Here is a 22,544-nt window from a genome sequence, read left to right as displayed (position 1 = left end):
ACAACCTGAACATGGAATGGATACAACCTGAACATTGAAAAGCCTTTAGCCAAACCTACACAGCTATTAGATCCGCTGAGGGTTTGCTCAATCCAGGAAGCAGGGGATCCAAACGGAAGGCGCTTACGAATAGCCCGGGCGACTTATTTCATGTGTCAAGGAGCGCCCTGGTGCTTTAATAAAAGAATCACTAAAACAGAACATTCAGAAGAAGTCGATGATCATGAACAAACAACAGATTTTAACAAAGAAAAGCTTTACCTTTTTTCTTTTTATACTCGCGCTATACCATACAGCAATCGCTCAGGATAGGAATAGCAGCGTGTCAGAAGCGACAGGGCAGCAACTCGATTATTCAAAATTTATACATACAGTCGCTAAAAATAATTTGGGCTACGCCGCCGAAAAATTCAACCTCAGCATTGCTGAAGCCAATATCATTAGCGCCAGGGTGTTTCCTGACCCTGAATTTAGTATGGGCATTTTTGATAATAGTGAACGTACAAAACAACTGGGGCGGGGCTATAATGCGGGAATTGCATGGACACTGGAATTGGGGGCTAAACGAAAAGCCCGGATAAACCTGGCCAAAGATGAAGCCGAGGTAACCCGTTTATTGCTAGCAGACTATTTCCGAAATTTACGTGCCGACGCTACACTCGCATTTTTAACAGCAAAACAGCAGGCATTATTGGTGAAAATAAACCAAAATTCCTATCAGCAACTTAGGCAATTGGCCACATCGGATAGTATCCGTTATAAACTGGGGAGCATCCCTGAAATAGATTTCCGCCAATCTAAATTGGAGGCCGCCAATATGCACAATACGTTGCTGGCAACAGAAGCAACCTGGAAATCCGCCCTTGTAAACCTTTCCTTATTTATGGCAGATAACTCCCTTACGACAACGGCAGTACCCCCAGATGCTTTCGATCATTTGGACCGGGCATACCGCTTAGATGAGCTCGTCAGAGTAGCCCAAAATGACCGCAGCGATCTAAAAGTCGCCCTGCAAAACAAACAGCTTTCACAGCGCCTGCTCCAATTGGCTCAAGCCAACCGGGTAGTAGACCTCGGACTTTCATTTGGCGTCACTCATAATGGAGAAGCACGAAATGAAACTGCCCCAACGCCTCAGTTTACGGCTATAAATGCAGGTATTTCAATTCCGCTAAAGTTCTCGAATTTTAAAACAGGCGATCTTAAAGCCGCAAAATTTAAGATCGATCAGGATGAGATTACCTATCAGGACGTGCTCCTACGCATTCAGATCGAAGTTACGCAAGCGTTCCTCTCCTACCAGGCCGCTCAAAAACAGGTACAGCTATTTGATCGTGCTATGCTATCGGAAGCAAAAGCAATTTTGGAAGGAAAGGTTTACAGCTATAAAAGAGGAGAAACATCCCTACTGGAAGTTTTAAATGCCCAACGGACCTACAATGAAACACAGCTTAGCTATTATGAAGCCCGTTACAATTATGCGATCGCCTTGGTCGAACTCCAACGTACAGCTGGAATATGGGATATTCAGGAGATCTAAGCTGGAGAAATTCTGTTTTTTCCTAGTTTCTTATACATGCTTTTCAAGGAAGGCGAAATCAGTATCAGCAAAAGTATGCTGATACTGATCATGGACATGATCTCATAATAATCCATGGCATACCGCACAAAGGATTGGATCTTGACCCGGTCAGCAACGAGCTTTAAGGCAGCTGTATGTTCCTTATACTGCAGTCCATGCTGCAAGATGCTGACAGATTCCTGCTGCAGATACTCCCGAAATAAGGGATTGCCCACTTCCGTTTGGTCCCTAAAAACCTGCTGGTGCTGGGCATATTCAAACAACTTGAAAAAATTCTGCAAACCGATACTGCTCGTGTAGCCCAGGTATCGGATAGCAAGACATACCGCAGCCGCAGAAGCCCCCAATTGAGGGCTGACACTGGTAATGCAAAATAAGATTGTAGGTACCATAATAAGCCCTACTCCGAGTCCGTGTAAAACTAAGGGTATCCAAAAATGCGCATCATTACCCTGCCCCTCAAAGGAGAAAAACATCCATTGGTGAAACAGCAGCAAGCAACAATAGCCCGAAATCCAGATCCATTTTACGGGGCGTTGCCCAAGCATCCAATACAATGAGCCTAGAACACCAGCGACAATACCAGCGATATTAAACCACTGGATATAGGACAAATGAATAGGATCAAGTTGAATAACCTGTACGAGATATTGATTTGAGATGGTCAAGGAGAAGCGCTCGATATACATCATGTACAAAATCAATAAGCCCAAGAGAAAGTTCCTGTTTTTAAAAATCGCCAAATGAACATACACACGCCTGAGCACCATTTGCCGAACAATAAAAAGAATAAGCAACGCTAGACCTACCCCTAATATGATCAGCATATGCTGATCGTTAAACCAATAAACTTCTTGTCCATACACCATTAAATAGCCAAAACTGACAATCACAAGACTATAGAAAATGCAGCTTGCCCAGTCTAATGAAAACAAAGGGTAAGGGCGTATATGTCGTATGGAGCGCATCGACAGCATAATGAGCAATAAACCTGGTACAAATGATAATGCAGCGTATAGATAGAGCTGATCAAAATTGAATGAATCGATAAATTCAGCCGTGACGAAAGTATTAAATGGGGAGCTGCAGAGTAACATACCAAAAAAGACAGCATAACTTACTTCCTTAGCCCGATCGCTTTTCAACCGTGAGAATATCATGGATATCGATAAGTTTACGGCAGAAGCAAACAACATCCCTTGGAAAAAGCGCAGGCCATATACCCAGCTGATATCGGTGATGCTGTACATCAAAAAGCAATTCAATAGCTGTAGAAGATTAAAAATAATGTAGTACTGCTTGATTGGAAAGTATAAAAAAAAGCGTCGTTCTAAAACGTAGAATCCAACAAAACCAGCATAAAACAAAATGATCAGGAACTGGACATCACTGGGTTGGGCACCGTAAAATCCAGCGGTGACATTTGTATTTGCACCTGGCAGGAAAAATAAGACCATACTCGGCATCAAGCTACTAAACAGGATAAGCTTGATCAACCACTCCGGTACCCATTCTTTAAAAATTCCTTTCACTATTTCTGCTTTTTTGATACCGACACATTCACATTCATTCCCGAAAGAAGCTGTTGCGCTCCCCTTTGCTTATCCAGCTCGATGCGCACAGGTACGCGTTGAACAATCTTCACAAAGTTGCCCGTTGCATTATCTGGCGGCAAAAGGGAGAATGCAGATCCTGTAGCCGGGGAGATGGAAATAATTTTTCCATAAAATTTTTGATCCGGATACGCGTCAGCAACCACCTCAACCCTATTGCCAAGATGCAAATAACGGAGTTGCGTTTCCTTAAAATTAGCCGTTACCCAGGTTGGGGTTTCTCTATTAACGATAAAGCCCAAAACTTCGCCAGCACTTATCATTTGACCTTTTTCAATCGTGCGTTTGCCAATCTGCCCATCGTAAGGTGCGCGAATAACGGTATAGCCGACATCAAGCCTTTTACGGCCGACAGCTGCCGTTAAACGAACACGTTCGGCATCGACCACACCTTTTTTCATATCCACATCATGCACACGTTCCTGTGAAGCCTGTAATTTATGCTTTAACGAAGCCAGCTCACTCTTATACACATCCAACGTCGCTTTTACATCCTCCAGCTGCTGTGCCGTTGCAGACTTTTCCTGAAACAAATAATTATATCGATCATATTCCAACTGTTGCTTGGTTACCCGAGCCTCCCCGGCAGCAATGGAGGTGCGTAAAGATTCATGTTCCGCCTGAAGAATTTCCTTTTGACTATGAAGAACATTGATCTCTGCAGCTTCCTTATTGACGGATGCCGCTACCTGATCAGCCTCATATTTATATTCCTTATTATCAATAAGCAACAAGGTATCACCCCGTTTAACCAATTGATGATCGTGATAATGCACAGAAACCACATATCCTCCCACCCGAGAAACAATGGGATTGATATATTGCGTTACCTGTGCATCATTTGTGTAGATATACCGCAGTCGCATCCATAATGCTTGAGCGCCCCATAACAACAAGGCCAACAAGACAATTCCAGCCAACCAGTTGGTAATTCGAGTGAGTTGTGCCTCCACAACTGTTCTTCGTGATTTAGGTTTCATTAGATAGTACCCTTCAAAAATTCGATAAAATAATAGTGTTTCTGTATCGCAATATGTGCGGTTTCAAGATCAAAAAGTGTTTTTAGGTATTGCATATCAGCATCCAAGAGATCTGTAATCAAAGCCGATGATTTAAAATACCTGTTTTTTATAATTCGTGCATTTTCCTGCGCCAACGCCTTATTGTTTTGACAGACCTCCTGCTGCTTAATAGCCAATTGATAATCCAACAAGGCCTGTAACAGCTGATTTTCCAGAATCTCCTCTTCATGATGGTGTTTTACCTCTTGTCGATCCAATGCGATCTGTGCTCCGCGCACCACGTTTTTATTGAGATAGATAGCCGAGATCGGTATGTTTAATTTGAGTCCTGTGATACTCAGATTATACCAGCTGGGATTATAGGGATACAAGAAAACCTGTGGATTGGCAAAGGTGAATGTACTGGTCAATCCCAACTCAGGAAGATAATTTGATCGTGCCTGTTTGACCGACAACTTCTTCAAAACCACTTCCTGTTCGGATTTTAGGAGGGAAAAAGCATGGCTTCGCGCTTCGGCAACAAGCGCTTCATAGCTGGGGTTTTCCACTTGAAACTGCTCGGGCAGGGGCACAATCTCCGCTGTAATGCCGCCAATAAGCTGCAGCTTCTGATTTGCAGCCTGAATATCATGACCGATCTGCACGAGCAACAGTTCCCGCTTCGAAAGCTCCAACGAAATACGCAAGACGTCACTGTGTAATACCACGCCCGCCTTATACAGATGCTCAATCTCTTTGAGCTGTACCCGTTGATCAGCAATATCCTGTTCAATTAAAGATCGGTTACTATACGACAGTTCCAAATCCAAAAAAAGATTGCAAACCTCCAATTTCGTCTGCGCTGCGGCATTCTTCCAATCGATTCTGGCCAGCTCATTTTCCAATTTTTTGGACTCAATTTTCATTAGGTCCCGATGCCCATTGTAGAGGTTCAGATAAAAATCCAGGCCGCTATCGTACAAGTAATGAATGATATCATGCTGGGAAGGTTTATTTAAAAGACCCTGGTCATACACAGGCATATTACTTGCATAACTAGCAGAAGCTCTGGCGGAAATCTTAGGGAGCAACTCCATGCGTTGCTGCTGTACTGCCACCTCAGTTTCTTTGAGCTGCAAATAGGACTGCTCAATGTATTTACTGTTCTGTAGCGCTTTGTTGATCATGTCTTTCAGGGACATGCGCAAAGAATCGAGGGCGAAGGTGTCCGAAATAGCGAATACTAACAATCCCATGGTTAGTATGCCTTTTGCCCAATAGGGAGGAAAAAAGTTCACGTGTGCTATGTAATTTTTTTGCGTTGCAAACTTAGACACTTATTGGAACTTGGATTTCTTCACAAACGCCAATATGTTATGAAAAAAAGACATTTTTTCATCAATTCAAACAAAAAGACCAATATCTGCCAAGAAGCCCTTACAATATCCTTTTTTACAGCACATAAAAAAGGCCTTTCAAATCATGATTTGAAAGGCCTTTCTCGACGGTATAATAATAGATTATCCGTATAAGGAATCTTCTATTGCATTCCACAACTGTATTCTTTTTTGTAGCGCAATTTTACTGATCTCTTTCATTTCTGTCCATTTAACCTCATCGTCCTTCCCGAGATCTGTGATCATCTGCATCGCCAAAGGCCCGTGCTCATCGCCATCAAGGTCAATATGACGTTGAAAATAATAGATAAAGCTGTCCAGATTGGCTGTAGGGAAGTTTGTTTTAATTTCTTCCAAAATAGAGGTAAACATTCCCGGGATAAGATCTTCGCGTCCAAATGTAAATGCAGCAGCAATTTTATGCACCTCGCCCTCAGCAATCACTTCGAATGTAAAATTCAAAAAGTCTTTGATCCGCTTGTCCAATGTGGTCGTTGCAATGACATCGAATATGTTGTTCGATTTTTTTGCGTGAGCAATAAATTTGTTGACCAGATGAAGGTCGGCACCCATGGCATCCATGGCGTCCAGATACATCTCAAAATGGCTCAAACGGCGGCCATCAATATATTCATCCGACTCCTCAGCCAATACAATTTCGTTGATTAGATAGCGTGTTGATGGATGCTCACTCGCAAACCAAGGTAAAGTCGTACAGGTCAATTTAATCTGTAAAGCTTTTAGTAAAGACATAAAATCCCATACAGCGTACACATGCCCTTCTGTAAAAGAACGTAGATTCTTGATCGTTTTGATCTTACGATACAAAGGGTGTTGCAATAATACCTCGCGTTCGGCAGCAATGTATTCGTTAATTTCCGCAATTCTATTCATGGCGCAAAAGTATTGTCTTATCTCTGTTTTTAAAAGTATTTTCGATGAGATTACAGTAACATGATAAATTTTTCGTCCAGCTATCCGCTTCATAACCAAATCACAGCCAACAACGCGCCTCGCTTTTGACCGCCCTATTCCTGTTGCTAACGTTCATTTACCCTTAAAAACAAAAATATTTTTTATTATAAAAAATAATCTACTATATTTGTAGAGTATTCAGAATTGCATGATGCAATACCAACCGAGTGCAGGCACCGCGGTGGTAAATTAATACGGGTTTCGACCAAAATAAACGTCGCTGAACGATTATTTTCCCAACAAGATCTGGATACAGTTTATGGTTTAATCCTTTAAATTTTTAAATTGTATGGCTACTACAACAAATCTTTACCAACACTTACTGGAAAAATTCAGTTATTACTCAACAGATGAACTGATACAGCTCAACAATGACACCATCTTGGGACAAGGCTGGGGTTCAGCCAAGGCAACCTTTAGAACAGCTTTGATCAGTACGTTCTCCAAAAGAGGACTGGATCTTTCCAACATCATTTCCAAGGAAGACGGTTTTACCTCGGTGAAGCATGTCCCTGTACGCTTGGAACAGAATGTCCTGATTCCTTTACAATAATCGTTATCGGCAAAAAAAGCGCGCATCGAAAGGACTTCGTGCGCGCTGCTGTGGTTGGTTTAGGAAATTGCCGATTTAAAAGAAGGCGATAATCTTATTATTTATAGTTTGGATTCTGAATTAACACACCTGCGCTTTTCTCAATTTCTGTTTGTGGTAATGGCCAGCGGTAAAATTTGTCTTCAAAATGATAGGGCACTTTACTGTCTTTGACCGCATTGAGTACTTCGCCTGCGATATGCCAACGAATCAGGTCGTAATGCCGTAGTCCTTCGAAAGCAAGTTCAACCCTTCTTTCGTGGCGGATACGGTCGCGCATTTTTTCCTTGGTATAACCGGCAGGGAACCCGGGCATCTGAACGCGGCTCCTCAGGGTATTCATGGCATCGTAAACCGATGGGTCTGGTCCGGCGATTTCATTTTGTGCTTCGGCATACATCAATAACACCTCCCCAAACCGCAGTACAACCGCATCCTGTTGGCTCAATGTTGAAAAGCCAAAAGGTAAGTTGGCCGGATCCAAAAATTTCAACACCCCATAACCTGTAGGCCGCGGATTGGACGGTGTATGGATCTTACCGCCGCCAAAGTCAGGATGATCCACGAAAATTGTTTTGCTCAAGCGCGGATCCCTATCTTTGAAGGGATTGGCTCGGTCAGTCAAGGGTGATTCACCATAAGGCAGACCATCTTTGCATTCATAGGTATCCACCAGGTTTTGTAAAGGTGAAGCAGCGATCCAATCGCCTAAATACATGTCCCAGGGGGCTGTATTATTCGGTGCCAGAAAATTGACCGAAAAGATAATCTCGGTATTGTTCTTCTGTGTTGCATCGCGAAAGACATTTTCAAAAGCCGTACTCAGAGTATACTCTTTCATGACATCGGTGCATAAGTCTTTTACCTCTTTCAAGATTGCTAAATCGGGCAGCCCTTTGTCGCCATAAGCCGCAAACAGTAAAACCCGTGCTTTCAAGGCTTTTGCTGAACTTGCGGTCGCATGCCCCCCATTATTGAAATACGGCTTAGCCGCTAAGTTGGCGATCCCAAAATCCAGATCGGCCCGAATCTGTTTTAGGATATTCTCTGCAGTTTCCTTTGGCTGACGCTGATTCTCCAGACTGAGGGAAGTCAGCACAAGCGGCACCTCACCATAAATACTGTACAATTGGAAGTAAACAAAAGCACGGATAAAGCGGGCTTCGGCTTCCATGTTCTTCTTCTCCCCATCGTTCATATCGGAGCCGTTATAGCTCTGAAGCTTCTCGATCAGGCGATTGGCACGTCCTATTCCCACATAAGCATCGTTATAAATTCCGGTTTCATACCCCCCTGTGGTCGGATTTAAATTCCCACCTACGATTTCATTGACGCTACCTGAGTTGAACTGATTGTAGCCATTGTCGGTCAGACAGTCCCGGAAAGGCATCCCATAGGAGAAAGCCTCACTCTGCAACGAGGCATATACCCCCGCCAAGGCATTATCAAAATCCGATTTTTTGCTAAAATAGTTGTCCGAAGCGATCTGATCCAAAGGATTGAGGTCCAAGGCACTGTTACAGGAACCCAAAAATAGTCCGGATAGCATCAACGCTGTTATAAATTTCTTTTTCATAGCACTTAAAAGTTAACTTGTACACCAAATGAATAAATCTTGTTTTGTGGATACTGCACCAGATCACCATTTCCATAGCGTTCAGGGTCCAAGCCCTTAAATTTGGTCGCAGTAAGGAGGTTATCACCCGAAAAATAAACCCTTAGGCGGTCAATTTTATATTTTTTCAACAGCCCTTCAGGTAAAGTGTATCCGAACACAAGATTTTTCAACCTGAAGTATGAAGCATCCTGTATAAAATAGCTGGAAGCACGGCTGAATTTCTCTGGAGCACTCCAACCCCAATAAATACGGGGCATCGTTGTCGAAGGGTTTTCAGGTGTCCAACGGTCTAACCAATCTTTTGTCGGCGGGCTACCCTGTACAAATGGCGTTACGCCCCAGCCCGAAACATAGGATTTGACGCCATATACTCCTTGTAAAAGAGCCGAAAAGTCAAAGCCCTTAAAACTTGCACTTAGATTAAAACTATAGTTCAGTTTTGGATCTACACCGGAAATAATTGTTCTGTCGTTCGCATCTATTTTTCCGTCCCCATTGACATCCCGATACTTAAGATCTCCTGGTAGTGTATTATCATTAAACTGCTTAGGCGCGCCCGCTACTTCGGCATCGGATTGAAATATGCCGATGACTTCGTAGGTGTAAAAGCTGTCCATCGCATAGCCATTTTTTTTGATCGTATAGCCGCCGATTTCAGGCTCGCCAAATTTGACCAGCTTGTTTTTGAAACGATCGAGGTTTGCACCGAGCTGATAGCGTAAACCTTCCAATGCTCCCGTAGTAATCTGATTACGATAAGTAATTCCCAACTCAACACCTTTATTCTCGACAATTCCATCATTTACGTAAGGTGCTCCCAAACCAACGATTGCAGTAATCTGTGACTGCCTTAGAATATCAGTCGTCCTCTTTTTATACCAGTCAAAGGTGATATCTAAATTTTTAAACAGACTCAGGTCCAATCCCACATCGGTCATCGTTGTTGTTTCCCATTTAATAATCGGGTTGTTTAACCCTTGTTGAGCGACACCTGAATTTAGCGTACTATTATCAAAAGAATAATTTCCGGTAAGTCCCAATACGGGTTGATACGGATAGTTGCCGGTATTCTGATTTCCGAGTTGGCCCCAAGATCCACGGATCTTCAAATTATCCAGCCAACCGGAAGCGAATTCCTTAACAAAAGATTCTTCCGATACACGCCAGCCTGCAGAGAAAGAAGGAAACGCTGCCCAACGGTTTTTACCGTAAAACTTGGAACTACCATCGTAGCGCATATTGGCTTCCAAGAGGTATTTCCCCTGATAATCATAGTTCAATCGGCCGAAATAAGAGATCAGCGCCCATTGGTTGGCGGTTCCGTTTGCCCGTTGAATATCCGATCCCCCCGCATTTAATTCCGTTAGCGTATCGTCGACAAAATTCTGTCTGAAGCCCTGGAGGTAGGTATACTTACTTTTTTCAATGCTATATCCGGCCTGAGCTTTGAAATGGTGTGCGCCAAACGCGCGATCATAGTTGAGGTAAGTAAATAAATTGGTGTATATCGTTTGCTGATCCTGATCCGTAAGGCCCTTTCCAAGATCCAGTGTTGTTCCCAGCGTGCCCGTATGGTAGTAATATTCATCCAACGTTGATTTATAATCCTTGTACTTGTCCATATTGAAATTATAGGCACCTTTGGTATACCAGGAAAGACCTTTAAACAGCTGTACCTCCATCCAAGCCTGTAAATTGGCTGCATAGTCATCGGTATTGTACGTGAATTTCCGATCCAATACGGCCATAGGATTTTTATTGTTGTACTCCCAGTCGTAAGCTTTGTAAGTATATCGCCCGCTACCATCCGGCAAAAATGGGCCATAGGTTGGTGCCTGCGACATGGCCGAAAGGAACAGGTCTTTGGATCCGCCTGGAATAGATTCGGTATGTCCTGTTTTGAGCAAGATATTTGTTCCGAATTTAATACCTTCCGAGATTTTGGTCGTCAGATTGAGACGGGCGGAATAACGGTCGTAGTTAAAACCTTTGATCATTCCATCCTGATTGACATAACCCAAGCCAACATTAAAGGTTGTCTTCTCGTTTCCGCCCTGGATACCAAGATTATGGGTATAAGTGGGTTTCGTTTGGAAAATAAGCCCCAGCCAGTCCGTATTTGGATATTTTACAGGATCGTTGCTATTGCGATAGGCAGCAATCACATCGGCGGGATATAGGCCATCGTTGAGATTGGAATTCTTACGTGCTTCGTTGTATAATTCCATATACTGCGCCGAATTGGTGATCAGATCAAACATTTTCGTGGGCTTATAGATACCCACATTTCCGTCATACTGAACGGTTGTTTTTCCCGATTTCCCTTGTTTTGTCGTAATCAGAATAACGCCATTGGCTGCACGCGAACCGTAGATTGCTGCGGAGGCTGCATCTTTCAGCACACTGACATTTTCGATATCATTGGGATTGACGTCGGAGAATTTGCCCTGCACACCATCGATGAGCACCAGGGGATCTGATCCGGCGCCGCTAAAGGTGCCCTTACCACGAATGCGGATGGATACGCCTTCATTGCCCGGTTCTCCCGAGCCCTGATTGATTTGTACGCCCGGGATTGCCCCCTGCAGCATGGAAGCCGTATTGACAACGGGCCTTTTGATCATATCTTTGCCACTCACTGTAGCCACAGCACCAGTTAGGTTTACTTTCTTTTGCGTACCGTAACCGACCACAACGACCTCTTCCAAACTCGACGAAGCGTCGTTCAGCTGCACATTCACGGTTCCCTCATTGGCAGCAACAGCCATTTCCCTGGTTTCAAATCCCAGTGAAGAGAACGTCAGTACGGCAGTTCCACCCGTCAGGCTGAGCTCGAATTGCCCCTGCTGATCCGTTTGCGTTTCCTGGCTTGTATTTTTGACCCGTACTGTCACACCGGGTAGCGGGCGCCCTGTATTGTCCAGCACTTTTCCTTTTATCGTACGCTGTTGACCTATCCTATCGAGGACGGTGTAAGGGGCTTTTTCTGTTGATGCAAAACGACGGTCTGTCGTCCTTAGTGATGCTGCTGAGCCCGTGTAGGGTACAGCTATCGAAAGACAGAGTGCCATTATACTGGCCTCAGGACCGAAGGACAGGCCCTTGATCAAAGGCCATTGTCTTGTCTTTTCTGTTTTCATATTTACTTTTTTTGTTTATAAGGTGCTTTTATCTTGAAATTTTTGGCACAGAGCATCCCCTATCATGCAAAAAATTGCATGATCCAATTCTCTTGAGGACGCTATGTTTTGTTATTTTTCTTTTGTACGATAGGCGATCCAGTTATGATCTATACATACGTTAAGTTGTTGTGATTTGGCTGAATAAATCTGATAGTTCAGTATCTTACCATCTTTCCATTCCATATCTAGTGTGTGATTTCCCTTGATGCGCATGCCCCTCACCCGGCCTTCTTTTTTCCAGGCCTGAGGCACCGCCGGTAGAAGATACACCGTATCCTGATGGGACTGTACCAGCATCTCAGCAATGCCAGCTGCTCCACCAAAATTACCATCGATCTGAAATGGGGGGCCTGCTGTTAGCAAATTGGCGTAAACACCACCACCGGCGCCATAATTGATATGTGTATCGACACGTGGGGTCATGAGTTGCCGAAATAATTTATAAGCCCGTTCGCCTTCATGCAATCTGGTCCAAAAGAGTAGTTTATGGGCAATGGCCCAACTCGGTCCATCATCCCCCCGCACATCTAAGCTTTTTTTAGCGGCAAGCTGCCAGTCTGGATGTTCGTCATAACGAATCAGATAGCCTGGATACAAACCGTACAAATGCGAGATATGCCGATGCTGCGGATCCACCTCTTCATAATCTTCGATCCATTCCATGATGCGGCCATCTTTGGCGAGCTGCACAGCTGGTGCTAAACGTTTCAGTTGCGCCGCAACCTGCGTTAAAAAAGGATCCGATTGTTTGCCCAATAATCCCGCTGCATGGATGATATTTTCAAATAATTCGCGTACGATCTGATTATCTATCGTTGGCCCCATCGTAACATTTGCCTGCTGCCCATTGGGGAGCTTGAAGGAATTTTCGGGAGATACAGAGGGCGAAGTCAACAGCCAGCCCTTGGTTGGATGTTCGGTCAGGGCACTGGAATAAAACTGTGCTGCCCCATAGAGAATCGGGTATATCCGCCGTAGATAGTCGATATCTTCGGTATAGAGGTAATGTTCCCAAAGGTTATTGCAGAGCCAGCCCGAGCCCGCATTGGCAATGCCCCAGGAAGCAGACTCTCCGGGTTCGGTATAGCCCCATACATTGGTGATCACATGGGCCACCCATCCCGGTGCGTTATAATACGCTTTCGCGGTTTTTGCCCCCGGAGCCATAAGGCCTTCCACAAGCCCCACTAAGGGCTCATTGAGCTCGCCCAGATTGGCCGCCCCGAGGTGCCAATGGTTCATCTGCACATTGATATCCAGGTGGTAGTCCCCATTCCAGGGCGTCTGAATCTGATTTGCCCATAAGCCCTGTAAGTTTGGTGGTAGCAAGCCTAAGCGCGTACTGCTGATACTAAGGTAGCGACCATACTGATAGAATAGAGCTGCTAATCCTGGATCCTGATCCGGTTCTTTACCGAAGGCCACCAAACGCTGATCGGTCGGCAAGTCATCTTTCGACTGCCCTAACTGGAGCGACAAGCGGTTGAACTTTGCCAAGTAGTTTCGTAAATGTTCGGCATACTGCTGGCTATAGGATTTTTTCAACGCCTTTGCTAGCGTTTCAGCTGTCGTACGCTCAAAATCCTTACCTTTAAAATCAGTATCTGTTGCCACGTAAATCAGCACTTCGTCAGCCTGTTGAATAACAATAGATTGTCCTTTTACCAGCTGTTTCCCTCCTTTTATCTGCGCGCGGACACGTGTTTTAAACTGCATTCCTTTACCATCTACACCATTGTCCAATTGTCCTACTAAAACAAGCTCGCCATCCTCGGTCTTGGCAGTAGCCCTTTCGGGACGGTCAATCTTGATTTCCAGGCTTAGCTGTCCTTTTTTACTGCTCTGTAAACGAATAACGCCCAGGTCATCAGCAAAGCTTGTCCAATATTCGCGGCTATACCTGACGCCTTTGAGCTCATAGCTTGTTTTTGCCATCGCCTTATCGAGATCCAATTCCCGGCGATAGTTCTGCACTGCGGTGAGATCCGTTTGTCCGTCAAAGGCAAGCATCAGATTGCCGAGCACTTGATAACAGCCCCATTGCTTGCCGCCCGATCCGGGGCCTTTGCAGATAAAATGCTGGTCTATCAGACGCTGAGCGAGGTCGTTTTTCCCACTTTTGATCAGATTTCGAATACTATCCAAATACCTGCTGGCCTCATAATTATTGGCATCCTGAGGACTTCCCGACCATAGGGTGATATCATTGAGTACAATATGGTCATTCTTCAATCCACCATCGGGCATCATACCAATTTTTCCATTGCCCAGGGGTAAGGTCTCCTCCCATTGTTTTGCCGGCTGCCGATACCAAAGTTTGCCGCCCTGCACCTGCCCAAATAAGTTGCCCGAAAGAAAGAAAACCACAAGCGTGCAGAGTAACTGACCTTTCCGATGATTTATTTTTGATGATCTACTCATGTGGTTTTAGTTTTTTGTCCAGTCATCAGTTCGGAAGGGAGATCCGGGTATCCCGGCTTCGTTGTATAAAGTCAGGTCCGGGTTATCGGCCCAGCCGTAACGCACTGCGACGGGCGACGGTACTTCTTTGGCAGATACGATCAGCTTATTTCCGACCTGATTGACTTCAGCAGGATAAAAGACCTGATCGGCACCAGCAATTGTGAAACTACCGTTGCGGTTATCCGCTCCTTTCAGCACAAGCTTTTTGCCCATGGGGTTAAAGCTAAGTTCCATTTCTGCAGCTTTTGTCGTCCAATGCTGAAGAACAGGACCCGAATAAGGGATCTTCTTGCCATAGAGTTGCGCTGTTGCGATCCAACCAAGCCTTCTACCGACATCCTGCTTGTTTTTCGGATGAATATCCTGTGCATCGCCGATATCCGTTATAACAGCCATACCTGTATAAGGCAATTTGAGTGTTTGGCGCTGCGCTTCCCGTAATCTCGCCCAGGAAGAAGGCTGTGGTGTTACACTTTTCGCCTTAAAGTTGGCCAGTTGAACAAAATAAAAAGGCATCTTTTCATTGTTCCACTGCTGGCGCCAGTCCTGAATCAATGCGGGCAGCAGTTGCTGATAAGGAGCGTCTTTTGAATCCGCATTACTTTCACCCTGGTACCAAATGGCGCCTTTTATTTTAAAATCCACAAAAGGCTTAACCATGGCATTGTAGAGCACAGTAGGTCTGTTGGGTCCCTCCATCGCATTAGGTTTTGCGGGCAGCTTCGCCAGATCATAACCTACTTTGCATTTCCAGTCTCCAACGAGAGATAGCTGTTCGCCATTTGGCCCTTCCAGTCGCGGCTGTTCTGTTCCGCCATATATTCCGCCATCGCCGGCTCCATCAAATACGCGAACGGCGATATGCAATAGGCTGCCGTTGTTGGCCGTTGCAGGAACAGTATACTTCCGAATCTGGTCGTAACCGACAGTTTCACCCACTTTTGTACCATTGACATAAGTGATGTCGTTGTCATCAATCGCTCCCAAAATCAACTTGAGGGGTTTACCTTGCCAATGTGCCGGTAGTTCAACGTCTTTGCCAAAATAAACGACACCATCCATTCCCGGAAATAGGTTCTTGTCAAAAAAGCTCGGAATAGTAATCGTAGACCAGCTGCTTTTATCCAATTGTGGCGCAAACCACTCGCCCTGCGTTATTGTCTTCACTTGATCCTGCTGTTCGGCGACGCGATTCCAATCGGCCAGATCTTTCGCATAGATTTCCTGTGCATCCGGACGTTGGATTTTCTCAATGGCAGACGTATAGGTTGAAAAAGGTGTAAGTGCCTCCCGGCTCATCCAGGCTTCAATGATTGTTCCGCCCCAGGAGGAATGGATCAGGCCAATGGGAATGCCTGTTTTCTCGTAGATCTCGCGTGCAAAAAAATAGGCCGTCGCCGAAAACTCCGGAATACTTTGTGGCGTCACCGGATTCCATCCACCGGACTCCTCCTTCACTGCGGTGGTAGGTTGATTGGCGGTTGCTTTTGGAATCTGCAAAATACGAATATTGGGAAAGTTGGCTGCTTTGATTTCCTGCTCAAAGTTATTGATCTTACCCCAGCCCGCCAGGGGCATTTCCATATTTGACTGTCCTGAACAAAACCAGACTTCACCGATCAGAATATTTTTTAGGATCAATTGATCACCATCGTTGATGGTAATTTGGTAGGGTCCACCGTATTTCGGTGTCTCCAGATAGACTTGCCAGGCTCCTTGCTGATCGACCTCAACCTGATAGCTCTTGTTGTTCCAGCTGGTGTTTACGCTAAGTTCCTTGCCGACTGCGGTACTGGTTCCCCAGATCTTGACCTTTTCTTGCTGCTGCAGCACCATATTGTCGCCAATAAAAGCCGGCAGCTGTACTTTGGCCTGTAGGGCAGAAAACCCACTGGCAACGCTGAGTAGCAGGGCCAACAAAGTCCGTTTATACTGTTTAGGTTTTATCATGATTTTTGAGTTTGTTGCTCAATTGGGTTTATACATTTGGCGCATCCAAAGTCCCGGCTGTTGGAGTCGGAGCTTCGGATGTACCACAGTTATTTTTTAAAGTGCCGATATTTTTAGTAAAACACTGGTACGGTTGCTATTCAGGTCTGGATTTACGCCAACTTTCATCAGGTAGTCGCCCGAATAGGTTTGTCCCTGACCTAAGCTCGACTTGGTTCCCGGATACAGGTTGATTTCCTCCACCCGGTATTGCTTTTGGGCATCCAATCCTTTTAAACGAACAGGATCGGTTGTTCCGATACCATAGCGGTTATTGACCAGGTAGTTGAAGATGACAGCCTCAGTTTTTTGACTATTCACGTAGCTGAGGGCGGCAAAGTCACCTTCACGTGGATCGGCCAAACGATACTGCTCCCCATGCCAGATTGTTCCTTTAAGCGCGTCGTAATTCTTTACCGCCTGCTGGCAGAATAACAGATCCTGTTCTTTCAGGTGGCTCACTACAATATCAAAACCCAGTTTACCCATCATCGCTACATCCGTACGGAATTTGAGAGACTGTTTTCCCCAGTCTGTCACATGGTTTGAGGTGCTGATTGCCGGGAAAAAGTACGAATACTCGTACTGCATAAAAATACGTTCCAAAGGGTCTGTATTGTCCGAAGGCCAAAATTCGGTAAAGTACCGAAGTGCCGCATAGTCCACACGACCACCACCGCCCGAACATAACATCATCGGCACTTTCGGATACTTCGAACGAATGCGCTCCAACACTTTATAAAGGCCTTCCACATAAGAAACATAGAAAGCACCCTGGTCTTTTAGAAATGCGGAATGCGCATTGTAAATGACCGCATTACAGTCCCATTTGATATAGGCCAATGCCGGATTTTTGGTAAACAGATCGTCCAGAATCTGGAAAACAAAATCCTGCACCTTGGGATTTGTCAGATCCAGGATCAACTGATTACGGAAGTAATGTTCTTCGCGCTGTGGCTGTTTGACGACCCAATCCGGATGTTGCTCGTAGAGTTCGGATTTGGGGCTAACCATTTCGGGTTCTACCCAGATTCCAAATTTAACGCCCTGCTTGGTCGCTTCTTCCACAAGTGTCGCGATACCATTGGGTAGTTTTGTCCGGTTCGGTTGCCAATCTCCTAGACTGGAGTGATCGCTGTTACGCGGATATTTATTTCCAAACCAGCCGTCATCCAATAAAAATAGATCTACGCCTAGTTTTTTGGTATCCTGGAGCAAACCTTTTAATTTTTGTTCATTAAAATCAAAGTAGGTCGCCTCCCAATTGTTGAGTAAAGTCAGGCGCTCGCCATTTCCATCCAGCAGTTGATATTTACGGGCCCAATTGTGCAGATTTCGGGAGGCGGTGCCTTTTCCCTTTGTCGACAAGGTATAGATCAATTTGGGTGTTGTAAACTCCTGGTTGCTGGCTAATTTTACATTGGAAGCATAGTTATTTATTCCGGCAATGATACGCAGGTTATTGAGGTAATCCACTTCAAAATCCACCTTAAAATTCCCACTATACCCAAGGCTTGCCATCAGTACTGTTCCTTCATCTTCGGATGCCGCCTTGCCCAGTGACACCATAAAGGAAGGTGGCTGGAATAAATTCGCGCGCGTTCCGAGCTTACTGTCCAGCACTTTAATGCCATGTGTTAACGGAGCCTCGTCCACCTGCATTTCTTTTGCCCAGTCGCCATGGTACTGCCGTAGCCAATACGCGTTGGAGCGCAGGGTCAGATTGGCCGAAGCAAATTTTTCCAGCGTGACGACTTTCTTTTCCTTATTCTGAATCGTTGCCCACTGCTCGATGATATCCTCATTCAAAAACGATTTGTAGTGTAAAACGACATAAATATCGTATACCGGATCTTTTAGGGTGATATCAAGCTGTTTGACATTAGCATCCAGGTTTTTCACCGCATGCTTTTCATAGCGCAGGTCCAGGGAGCGGTTACCATCGGCATGAACGACACTAATAGCCGGTTCCAGTAGGTTTTTCGAACCTGAGGGGGTATACGCCGCATTGGAGAGGCCACTATAATCGGTCAATTGCTTATAACCGCTTGCAATAGTCGAGTACTCTTTAGAATCACTCAATTTTTCACCGTAATAGAGCATTTTCAGTGTTTTCGTGGAATCGTACTCCAACACTAAGGCATTCGATCTGGTTTCAATAGGAATCTGTTTGGACTGCGCCTGTGCCTCCAGATGGACAAGCCCCTGGGTCATCAAAAGCCCGAGTACAACATGTTTAAAATGATGGGTTGGCATATATAAATAGATTTAGGATTTGTTAACGAACTTGACTATTTTGTTTGCTTTCAATTGAATCTTATAAAGGTATTTACCATTGATTTCCTGCTGTGGGCTTAGACCTGCCAATTGGGAAGGACTTAACACCTGAATCGTTTGATCCTGCGGGGAAGAAAGAATAAGCTGCCTAATACTGCTGTTGTTCCATTCCATCTTTTCGATGTGTACATTGCCACGGGCTTTGAGTCCTTTAACTGTTCCGGCCGACCAGCGATCAGGCAGAGCAGGAAGTAATTCCAGCACATCCGTCTGCGACTGCAGCAACATTTCACTCACCGCAGCCACATAACCCAGGTTACCATCTATCTGAAAAGGTGGATGCGCGCAGAGCAAGTTGGCGTAAACGCCACCGCCATTGTTGTAATCAATACCATCGCCTCCGACGAGGTTAATGAAATTAGTTAGGATTTTATAGGCGTGATTCCCATCCTGCAAGCGGGCCCAAAAAGCCACCTTCCAGGCCATGGACCAACCTGTCGATTCATCGCCTCGCGCTGTAAGGGTAACTCGTGCAGCTTTGGCCAGTTCCGGTGTTTTTAAAACAGAGAATTGGTTGCCGGGATACAAACCAAACAGATGCGAAACATGGCGGTGCTTGTCCTGTGGATCATCACGATCCGTTTCCCACTCCTGCAGCTGTCCCCATGTACCGATTTTGGGTTTGAGCAGCGCATCGCGAAGTGCCGTGATATGCTTACGGTAATCGTCGTCCAACTTTAAAATTGTGCTCGCCTGGATGTAGTTGCTAAAGAGATCGTAAATAATCTGGTGGTCATAGCTCACGGCATCCTCTGTGGGGCCGTGTTCCGGCGACCAGCCCTTTGGCGCCACCACAGTTCCGTCTGCTCTTCGAACCAGACGATCATCCCAAAACTCACTTATTTCTTTTAAAATCGGATACGCAAATTCGCGTAGGTATTTCTCGTCCTTGTTAAAGGCATAATGCTCCCAGAGCGCCTGTGCATACCAGGCACTTCCGGGGGTATTCCAAAGGAAGCTCTCACCACCGAAGATATTATTTTCGGTCTTTACGGTCCAGCCCCTTACGCCCGGAAATTCCTTTTGTGTATTTATTTTTTTCACCTCACGCATGCTATTGATATAATCGAGGTAAGGCCAGGCCGATTCACGCAGATTAGCGACTTCTGCAGGCCAATAGTTCATCTGTACATTGATATTGGAATGGTAATCTGAGCGCCATGGTGGATTGTTACTGTTGTTCCAAAGCCCTTGCAGATTTGCAGGCAAACCACCTTTCCGTGAGGAACTGATCAGCAGGTAACGTCCATATTGGTATACCAAAGCTTCCAGAGCCGGGATCGGCTGTTTTTTATAGGCTTCCAACAGCGCTTTTGTTGTTTGCTTGCTGTCCAGCTGGCTATGGTCGAGATCAAGCTCCACGCGGTTGAACAGCGCTGTATAATCTGCAACGTGCCGTGCCAGCAGCTTATTTACACCATATTTTTCCGCTTGCTGCAGATAACGTTCATTAACCTTCATCGGTTCTTCGGCCGACTTCCATTTGGTAGCCCGTGTATTGGCGTAATCTGTTGCGGCACTCAGCAGCAGAACAATTCGATCGGCAGATTTTACGGTAAGGACAGCCTGTCCTTTTTCATCTGTCGTTTTGGAAAGTGAACCACCTACGACCTGTACGCGTACCTGTGCGGCATACCGCATGCCGTTGTCGAGCGTTCCCTGAAACCACAGATGACCATCTTCTGCCTGTACCGCCTGCCCATGTGCATCCTGAAGTGCGATCTGGGCATTGAGTTTCCCTTTTTTACTGTTCGCATACTCAAATACCATGACCTGATCGGGCTGACTCGCAAAATACCGACGGTTGATTTGCTGTCCATCCTGCTGATAGGCTATTTCATGCAGCCCTTTATCCAAATTCAATTTCCGGCTATAGGCGGTAAAGGATTTATTAACGTCGGAGTCAAAGCGAACAAAAAGATCACCAAAAGCCTGATAGGCACCTGTTTCCTGTTCATCACCTGTCCATAGGCTATTTTCATTAAATTGAATATGTTCCTGATTTACGCCCGCGAAGATCATCGCGCCAATTCGTCCATTTCCGATAGGGTATGCTTCGGTCATCCAATCTTTGGCAGGTCGATCATCCCAGAGATAATACCGTTGGGCCTGGGAAGTGCCAAAACAAATGATCAAGAGTGTTAAGAGAACGTATTTCATTTTTGTGTGCATCAACATAGCGGTTTATACAATTTTATTGGGCAATGCCCAAGGGTGAAAAAACAAGGTATATGACAATCATCAGGACAATCAAAATTGCGCCCACACCATAGCGGCCTTTCCAATAAGCTTCTTTATCCTGGCCCGAAAACTCAAATTGATACTCCGATAGATAGTTTGGCTGGCTCAGTTTACTTCCCGCCCAGATGACCAGCGCCACAGCAATAAACAACAGCGCGAACAGGTGCAGATAGTGTAGCTCTGTTTTCCAGACAAACACCAGAAAAAAATAACTGAACATGTATAAAAACAATCCAATCTGTGCCATGCGCGGTGTCACACGGCGGGATAAAATCCCCAAGATCATAATCGTGAAAATGGGCATATTAAATAAGCCCGATACGGTCTGTAAATAGGTATAAAATCCATCGTGGGCAAAAAGGATAAAAGGGGCAATAAACATCGCTGAAATTGAAATAATCAATTCGAACAATTTTCCTTTTCGTACCAATTCCTTTTCACTGTATGGTCTCTTTTTATAAGCCAGATAGGGTTTGTAAATATTAAAAATAAATAAACTGCCGCAGCTCTGCAGTCCTGCGGTATATGTTGTCATCGCAGCGCCAAAGACCAAGGCCAAGGAAAAACCGATCAGGATATCGGGAAAAATTAAAACGATAAGTTTCGGAAAAACAGAAGCCGTAGGCTGTACATGCGGCAACAGATGCACAGCCAAAAGCCCCGGCAGATTGATCAGCAAGGGCATAAGGAGCTTACCTCCCGCAGCCAAAGTCATCCCTTTTTGGGCCTCCTTTAAATTCTTAGCACTCAGGGCCTGCTGTGCAATATAGGGTTCCATCCCCCAGTAATAGAAATTGATCAGCAGCATTCCGGTAAATAAGGTCGAAAATGGGACCGCATCATGCTTTCCGCCGACAGCATTGAGGTGCTCTTTTTTTTCATGCAGTAACTGCGCTAGACCAGACCAGATATCGCCACCTCCAAGGTGCCAGAGCGCAAAGACAGGAATGAGCACAGCAAGTAAAAACAGGCATAAACCCAAACTTAAATCCGATAAGGAAATCAGCTTGAGACCACCCAAAATACTATATAAACTACCTATCACGCCTAAAGCCCATACCAGCAACCAGATGCTCTGCCAATAGGTAATATGCAATAACGCCGGGACATCAAACATGGTCGCAAGGCTCAATGCTCCGCCATACAATACAGGAGGCAGCAAATTGACAATATATCCAATCAAGATGAGGATAGAAACCAGCATTTTTGTTTTGGTGTCAAATCGCAGCGCCAAGAAATCCGGAACCGTCCGAAAGCCATGCTTAAAATAAATAGGTAGCAGAAACTCCGATACCAAAAGCATGGCAACAACAGAACTAATGCCCCAGCCGATAACTGAAAGATTATTGATATAAACCGATTCGTTTTCACCTATAAACTGGTTGGCGCTCAAGTTTGTCAACAGCAAGGCTGAACCAACCATCCAAAAGCTATTGCTCTTTCCAGCCAGAAAGAAGCCGTTGAGCGTCGTGGAATAGGTGGTCTTAAATTTCCATAAGGACCATAACGCAACCAAACCGGTAAAAAGACAAAAACTAAAAATTATCATCGTAA

General features: G+C 45.1%; 13 protein-coding genes and 1 riboswitch. Of the genes, 2 read left to right on the top strand and 11 right to left on the bottom strand.

The window, feature by feature from the left end; genetic code table 11:
* The first annotated feature begins 223 nt into the window (after window positions 1–223).
* Window positions 224–1,540, top strand: a complete 1,317-nt coding sequence (locus A9970_RS21330; protein ID WP_182983615.1) for a TolC family protein — start codon at window positions 224–226, stop codon at window positions 1,538–1,540.
* On the opposite strand, the gene A9970_RS21325 is transcribed toward A9970_RS21330, so the two are convergent.
* The 4 genes from A9970_RS21325 to A9970_RS21310 form a co-directional block, all read right to left on the bottom strand.
* On the bottom strand, window positions 1,537–3,114 hold the full coding sequence (locus A9970_RS21325) for a beta-carotene 15,15'-monooxygenase (RefSeq protein WP_182983614.1): 1,578 nt from the start codon (window positions 3,112–3,114) through the stop codon (window positions 1,537–1,539). The genes A9970_RS21330 and A9970_RS21325 overlap by 4 nt on opposite strands.
* Complete coding sequence (locus tag A9970_RS21320; RefSeq protein WP_182983613.1) at window positions 3,114–4,175, bottom strand: HlyD family secretion protein; 1,062 nt, start codon at window positions 4,173–4,175, stop codon at window positions 3,114–3,116. Before A9970_RS21320 ends, A9970_RS21325 begins: the two co-directional genes overlap by 1 nt.
* Window positions 4,175–5,452, bottom strand: a complete 1,278-nt coding sequence (locus A9970_RS21315) for a TolC family protein (protein ID WP_182983612.1) — start codon at window positions 5,450–5,452, stop codon at window positions 4,175–4,177. The genes A9970_RS21320 and A9970_RS21315 overlap by 1 nt, the downstream gene beginning before the upstream one ends.
* Window positions 5,453–5,716: 264 nt before the next feature.
* Window positions 5,717–6,487, bottom strand: a complete 771-nt coding sequence (locus A9970_RS21310) for a DUF3050 domain-containing protein (RefSeq protein ID WP_182983611.1) — start codon at window positions 6,485–6,487, stop codon at window positions 5,717–5,719.
* 210 nt (window positions 6,488–6,697) lie between these two features.
* A riboswitch (SAM-I-IV-variant riboswitch) is annotated at window positions 6,698–6,791 on the top strand.
* Between the two features lie 66 nt (window positions 6,792–6,857).
* Between A9970_RS21310 and A9970_RS21305 the strand changes: the two genes are divergently transcribed.
* Window positions 6,858–7,121, top strand: coding sequence for a 5-oxoprolinase (locus tag A9970_RS21305; RefSeq protein WP_070567048.1), 264 nt, complete (start codon window positions 6,858–6,860; stop codon window positions 7,119–7,121).
* A gap of 97 nt (window positions 7,122–7,218) precedes the next feature.
* Here A9970_RS21305 and A9970_RS21300 read toward each other — a convergent pair whose 3' ends face one another.
* From A9970_RS21300 to A9970_RS21270, 7 genes are all read right to left on the bottom strand, one after another.
* The gene (locus A9970_RS21300; RefSeq protein ID WP_182983610.1) at window positions 7,219–8,736 is read right to left on the bottom strand and encodes a RagB/SusD family nutrient uptake outer membrane protein; all 1,518 of its coding nucleotides are present in this window, start codon (window positions 8,734–8,736) and stop codon (window positions 7,219–7,221) included.
* A 5-nt stretch (window positions 8,737–8,741) separates the two neighbouring features.
* Window positions 8,742–11,918 (bottom strand): TonB-dependent receptor, encoded by a 3,177-nt coding sequence (locus tag A9970_RS21295; protein WP_220801673.1) that lies wholly within the window; start codon window positions 11,916–11,918, stop codon window positions 8,742–8,744.
* Between the two features lie 111 nt (window positions 11,919–12,029).
* Window positions 12,030–14,381 (bottom strand): glycosyl hydrolase family 95 catalytic domain-containing protein, encoded by a 2,352-nt coding sequence (locus A9970_RS21290; RefSeq protein WP_182983609.1) that lies wholly within the window; start codon window positions 14,379–14,381, stop codon window positions 12,030–12,032.
* 6 nt (window positions 14,382–14,387) lie between these two features.
* Window positions 14,388–16,373, bottom strand: coding sequence for a sialate O-acetylesterase (locus A9970_RS21285; protein ID WP_182983608.1), 1,986 nt, complete (start codon window positions 16,371–16,373; stop codon window positions 14,388–14,390).
* Window positions 16,374–16,469: 96 nt separating this feature from the next.
* Entirely contained in the window at window positions 16,470–18,668 is a 2,199-nt protein-coding gene (locus tag A9970_RS21280) for an alpha-galactosidase (protein ID WP_182983607.1), read from the bottom strand.
* A gap of 12 nt (window positions 18,669–18,680) precedes the next feature.
* Complete coding sequence (locus A9970_RS21275; RefSeq protein WP_182983606.1) at window positions 18,681–20,909, bottom strand: glycosyl hydrolase family 95 catalytic domain-containing protein; 2,229 nt, start codon at window positions 20,907–20,909, stop codon at window positions 18,681–18,683.
* A gap of 34 nt (window positions 20,910–20,943) precedes the next feature.
* Window positions 20,944–22,539: a solute:sodium symporter family transporter gene (locus A9970_RS21270; RefSeq protein WP_182983605.1), complete on the bottom strand. Its 1,596-nt coding sequence runs from the start codon at window positions 22,537–22,539 to the stop codon at window positions 20,944–20,946.
* Window positions 22,540–22,544: the final 5 nt, after the last annotated feature.

The sequence above is a fragment of the Sphingobacterium sp. UME9 genome (assembly GCF_014170215.1).
Taxonomy (GTDB): Bacteria; Bacteroidota; Bacteroidia; order Sphingobacteriales; family Sphingobacteriaceae; genus Sphingobacterium; species Sphingobacterium paramultivorum.
Note: the sequence above shows the minus strand (reverse complement) of the source record. Positions and strands in the feature narration are given on the sequence as shown.

Bases quoted from the DNA above. Each gene is read 5' to 3' on its own strand.
- A9970_RS21280 (WP_182983607.1), bottom strand. From the start codon at position 18,668: ATGCCAACCCATCATTTTAAACATGTTGTACTCGGGCTTTTGATGACC.
- A9970_RS21315 (WP_182983612.1), bottom strand. From the start codon at position 5,452: ATGGGATTGTTAGTATTCGCTATTTCGGACACCTTCGCCCTCGATTCT.
- A9970_RS21320 (WP_182983613.1), bottom strand. From the start codon at position 4,175: ATGAAACCTAAATCACGAAGAACAGTTGTGGAGGCACAACTCACTCGA.
- A9970_RS21290 (WP_182983609.1), bottom strand. From the start codon at position 14,381: ATGAGTAGATCATCAAAAATAAATCATCGGAAAGGTCAGTTACTCTGC.
- A9970_RS21270 (WP_182983605.1), bottom strand. From the start codon at position 22,539: ATGATAATTTTTAGTTTTTGTCTTTTTACCGGTTTGGTTGCGTTATGG.
- A9970_RS21305 (WP_070567048.1), top strand. From the start codon at position 6,858: ATGGCTACTACAACAAATCTTTACCAACACTTACTGGAAAAATTCAGT.
- A9970_RS21330 (WP_182983615.1), top strand. From the start codon at position 224: ATGAACAAACAACAGATTTTAACAAAGAAAAGCTTTACCTTTTTTCTT.
- A9970_RS21310 (WP_182983611.1), bottom strand. From the start codon at position 6,487: ATGAATAGAATTGCGGAAATTAACGAATACATTGCTGCCGAACGCGAG.
- A9970_RS21275 (WP_182983606.1), bottom strand. From the start codon at position 20,909: ATGAAATACGTTCTCTTAACACTCTTGATCATTTGTTTTGGCACTTCC.
- A9970_RS21295 (WP_220801673.1), bottom strand. From the start codon at position 11,918: ATGAAAACAGAAAAGACAAGACAATGGCCTTTGATCAAGGGCCTGTCC.
- A9970_RS21300 (WP_182983610.1), bottom strand. From the start codon at position 8,736: ATGAAAAAGAAATTTATAACAGCGTTGATGCTATCCGGACTATTTTTG.
- A9970_RS21285 (WP_182983608.1), bottom strand. From the start codon at position 16,373: ATGATAAAACCTAAACAGTATAAACGGACTTTGTTGGCCCTGCTACTC.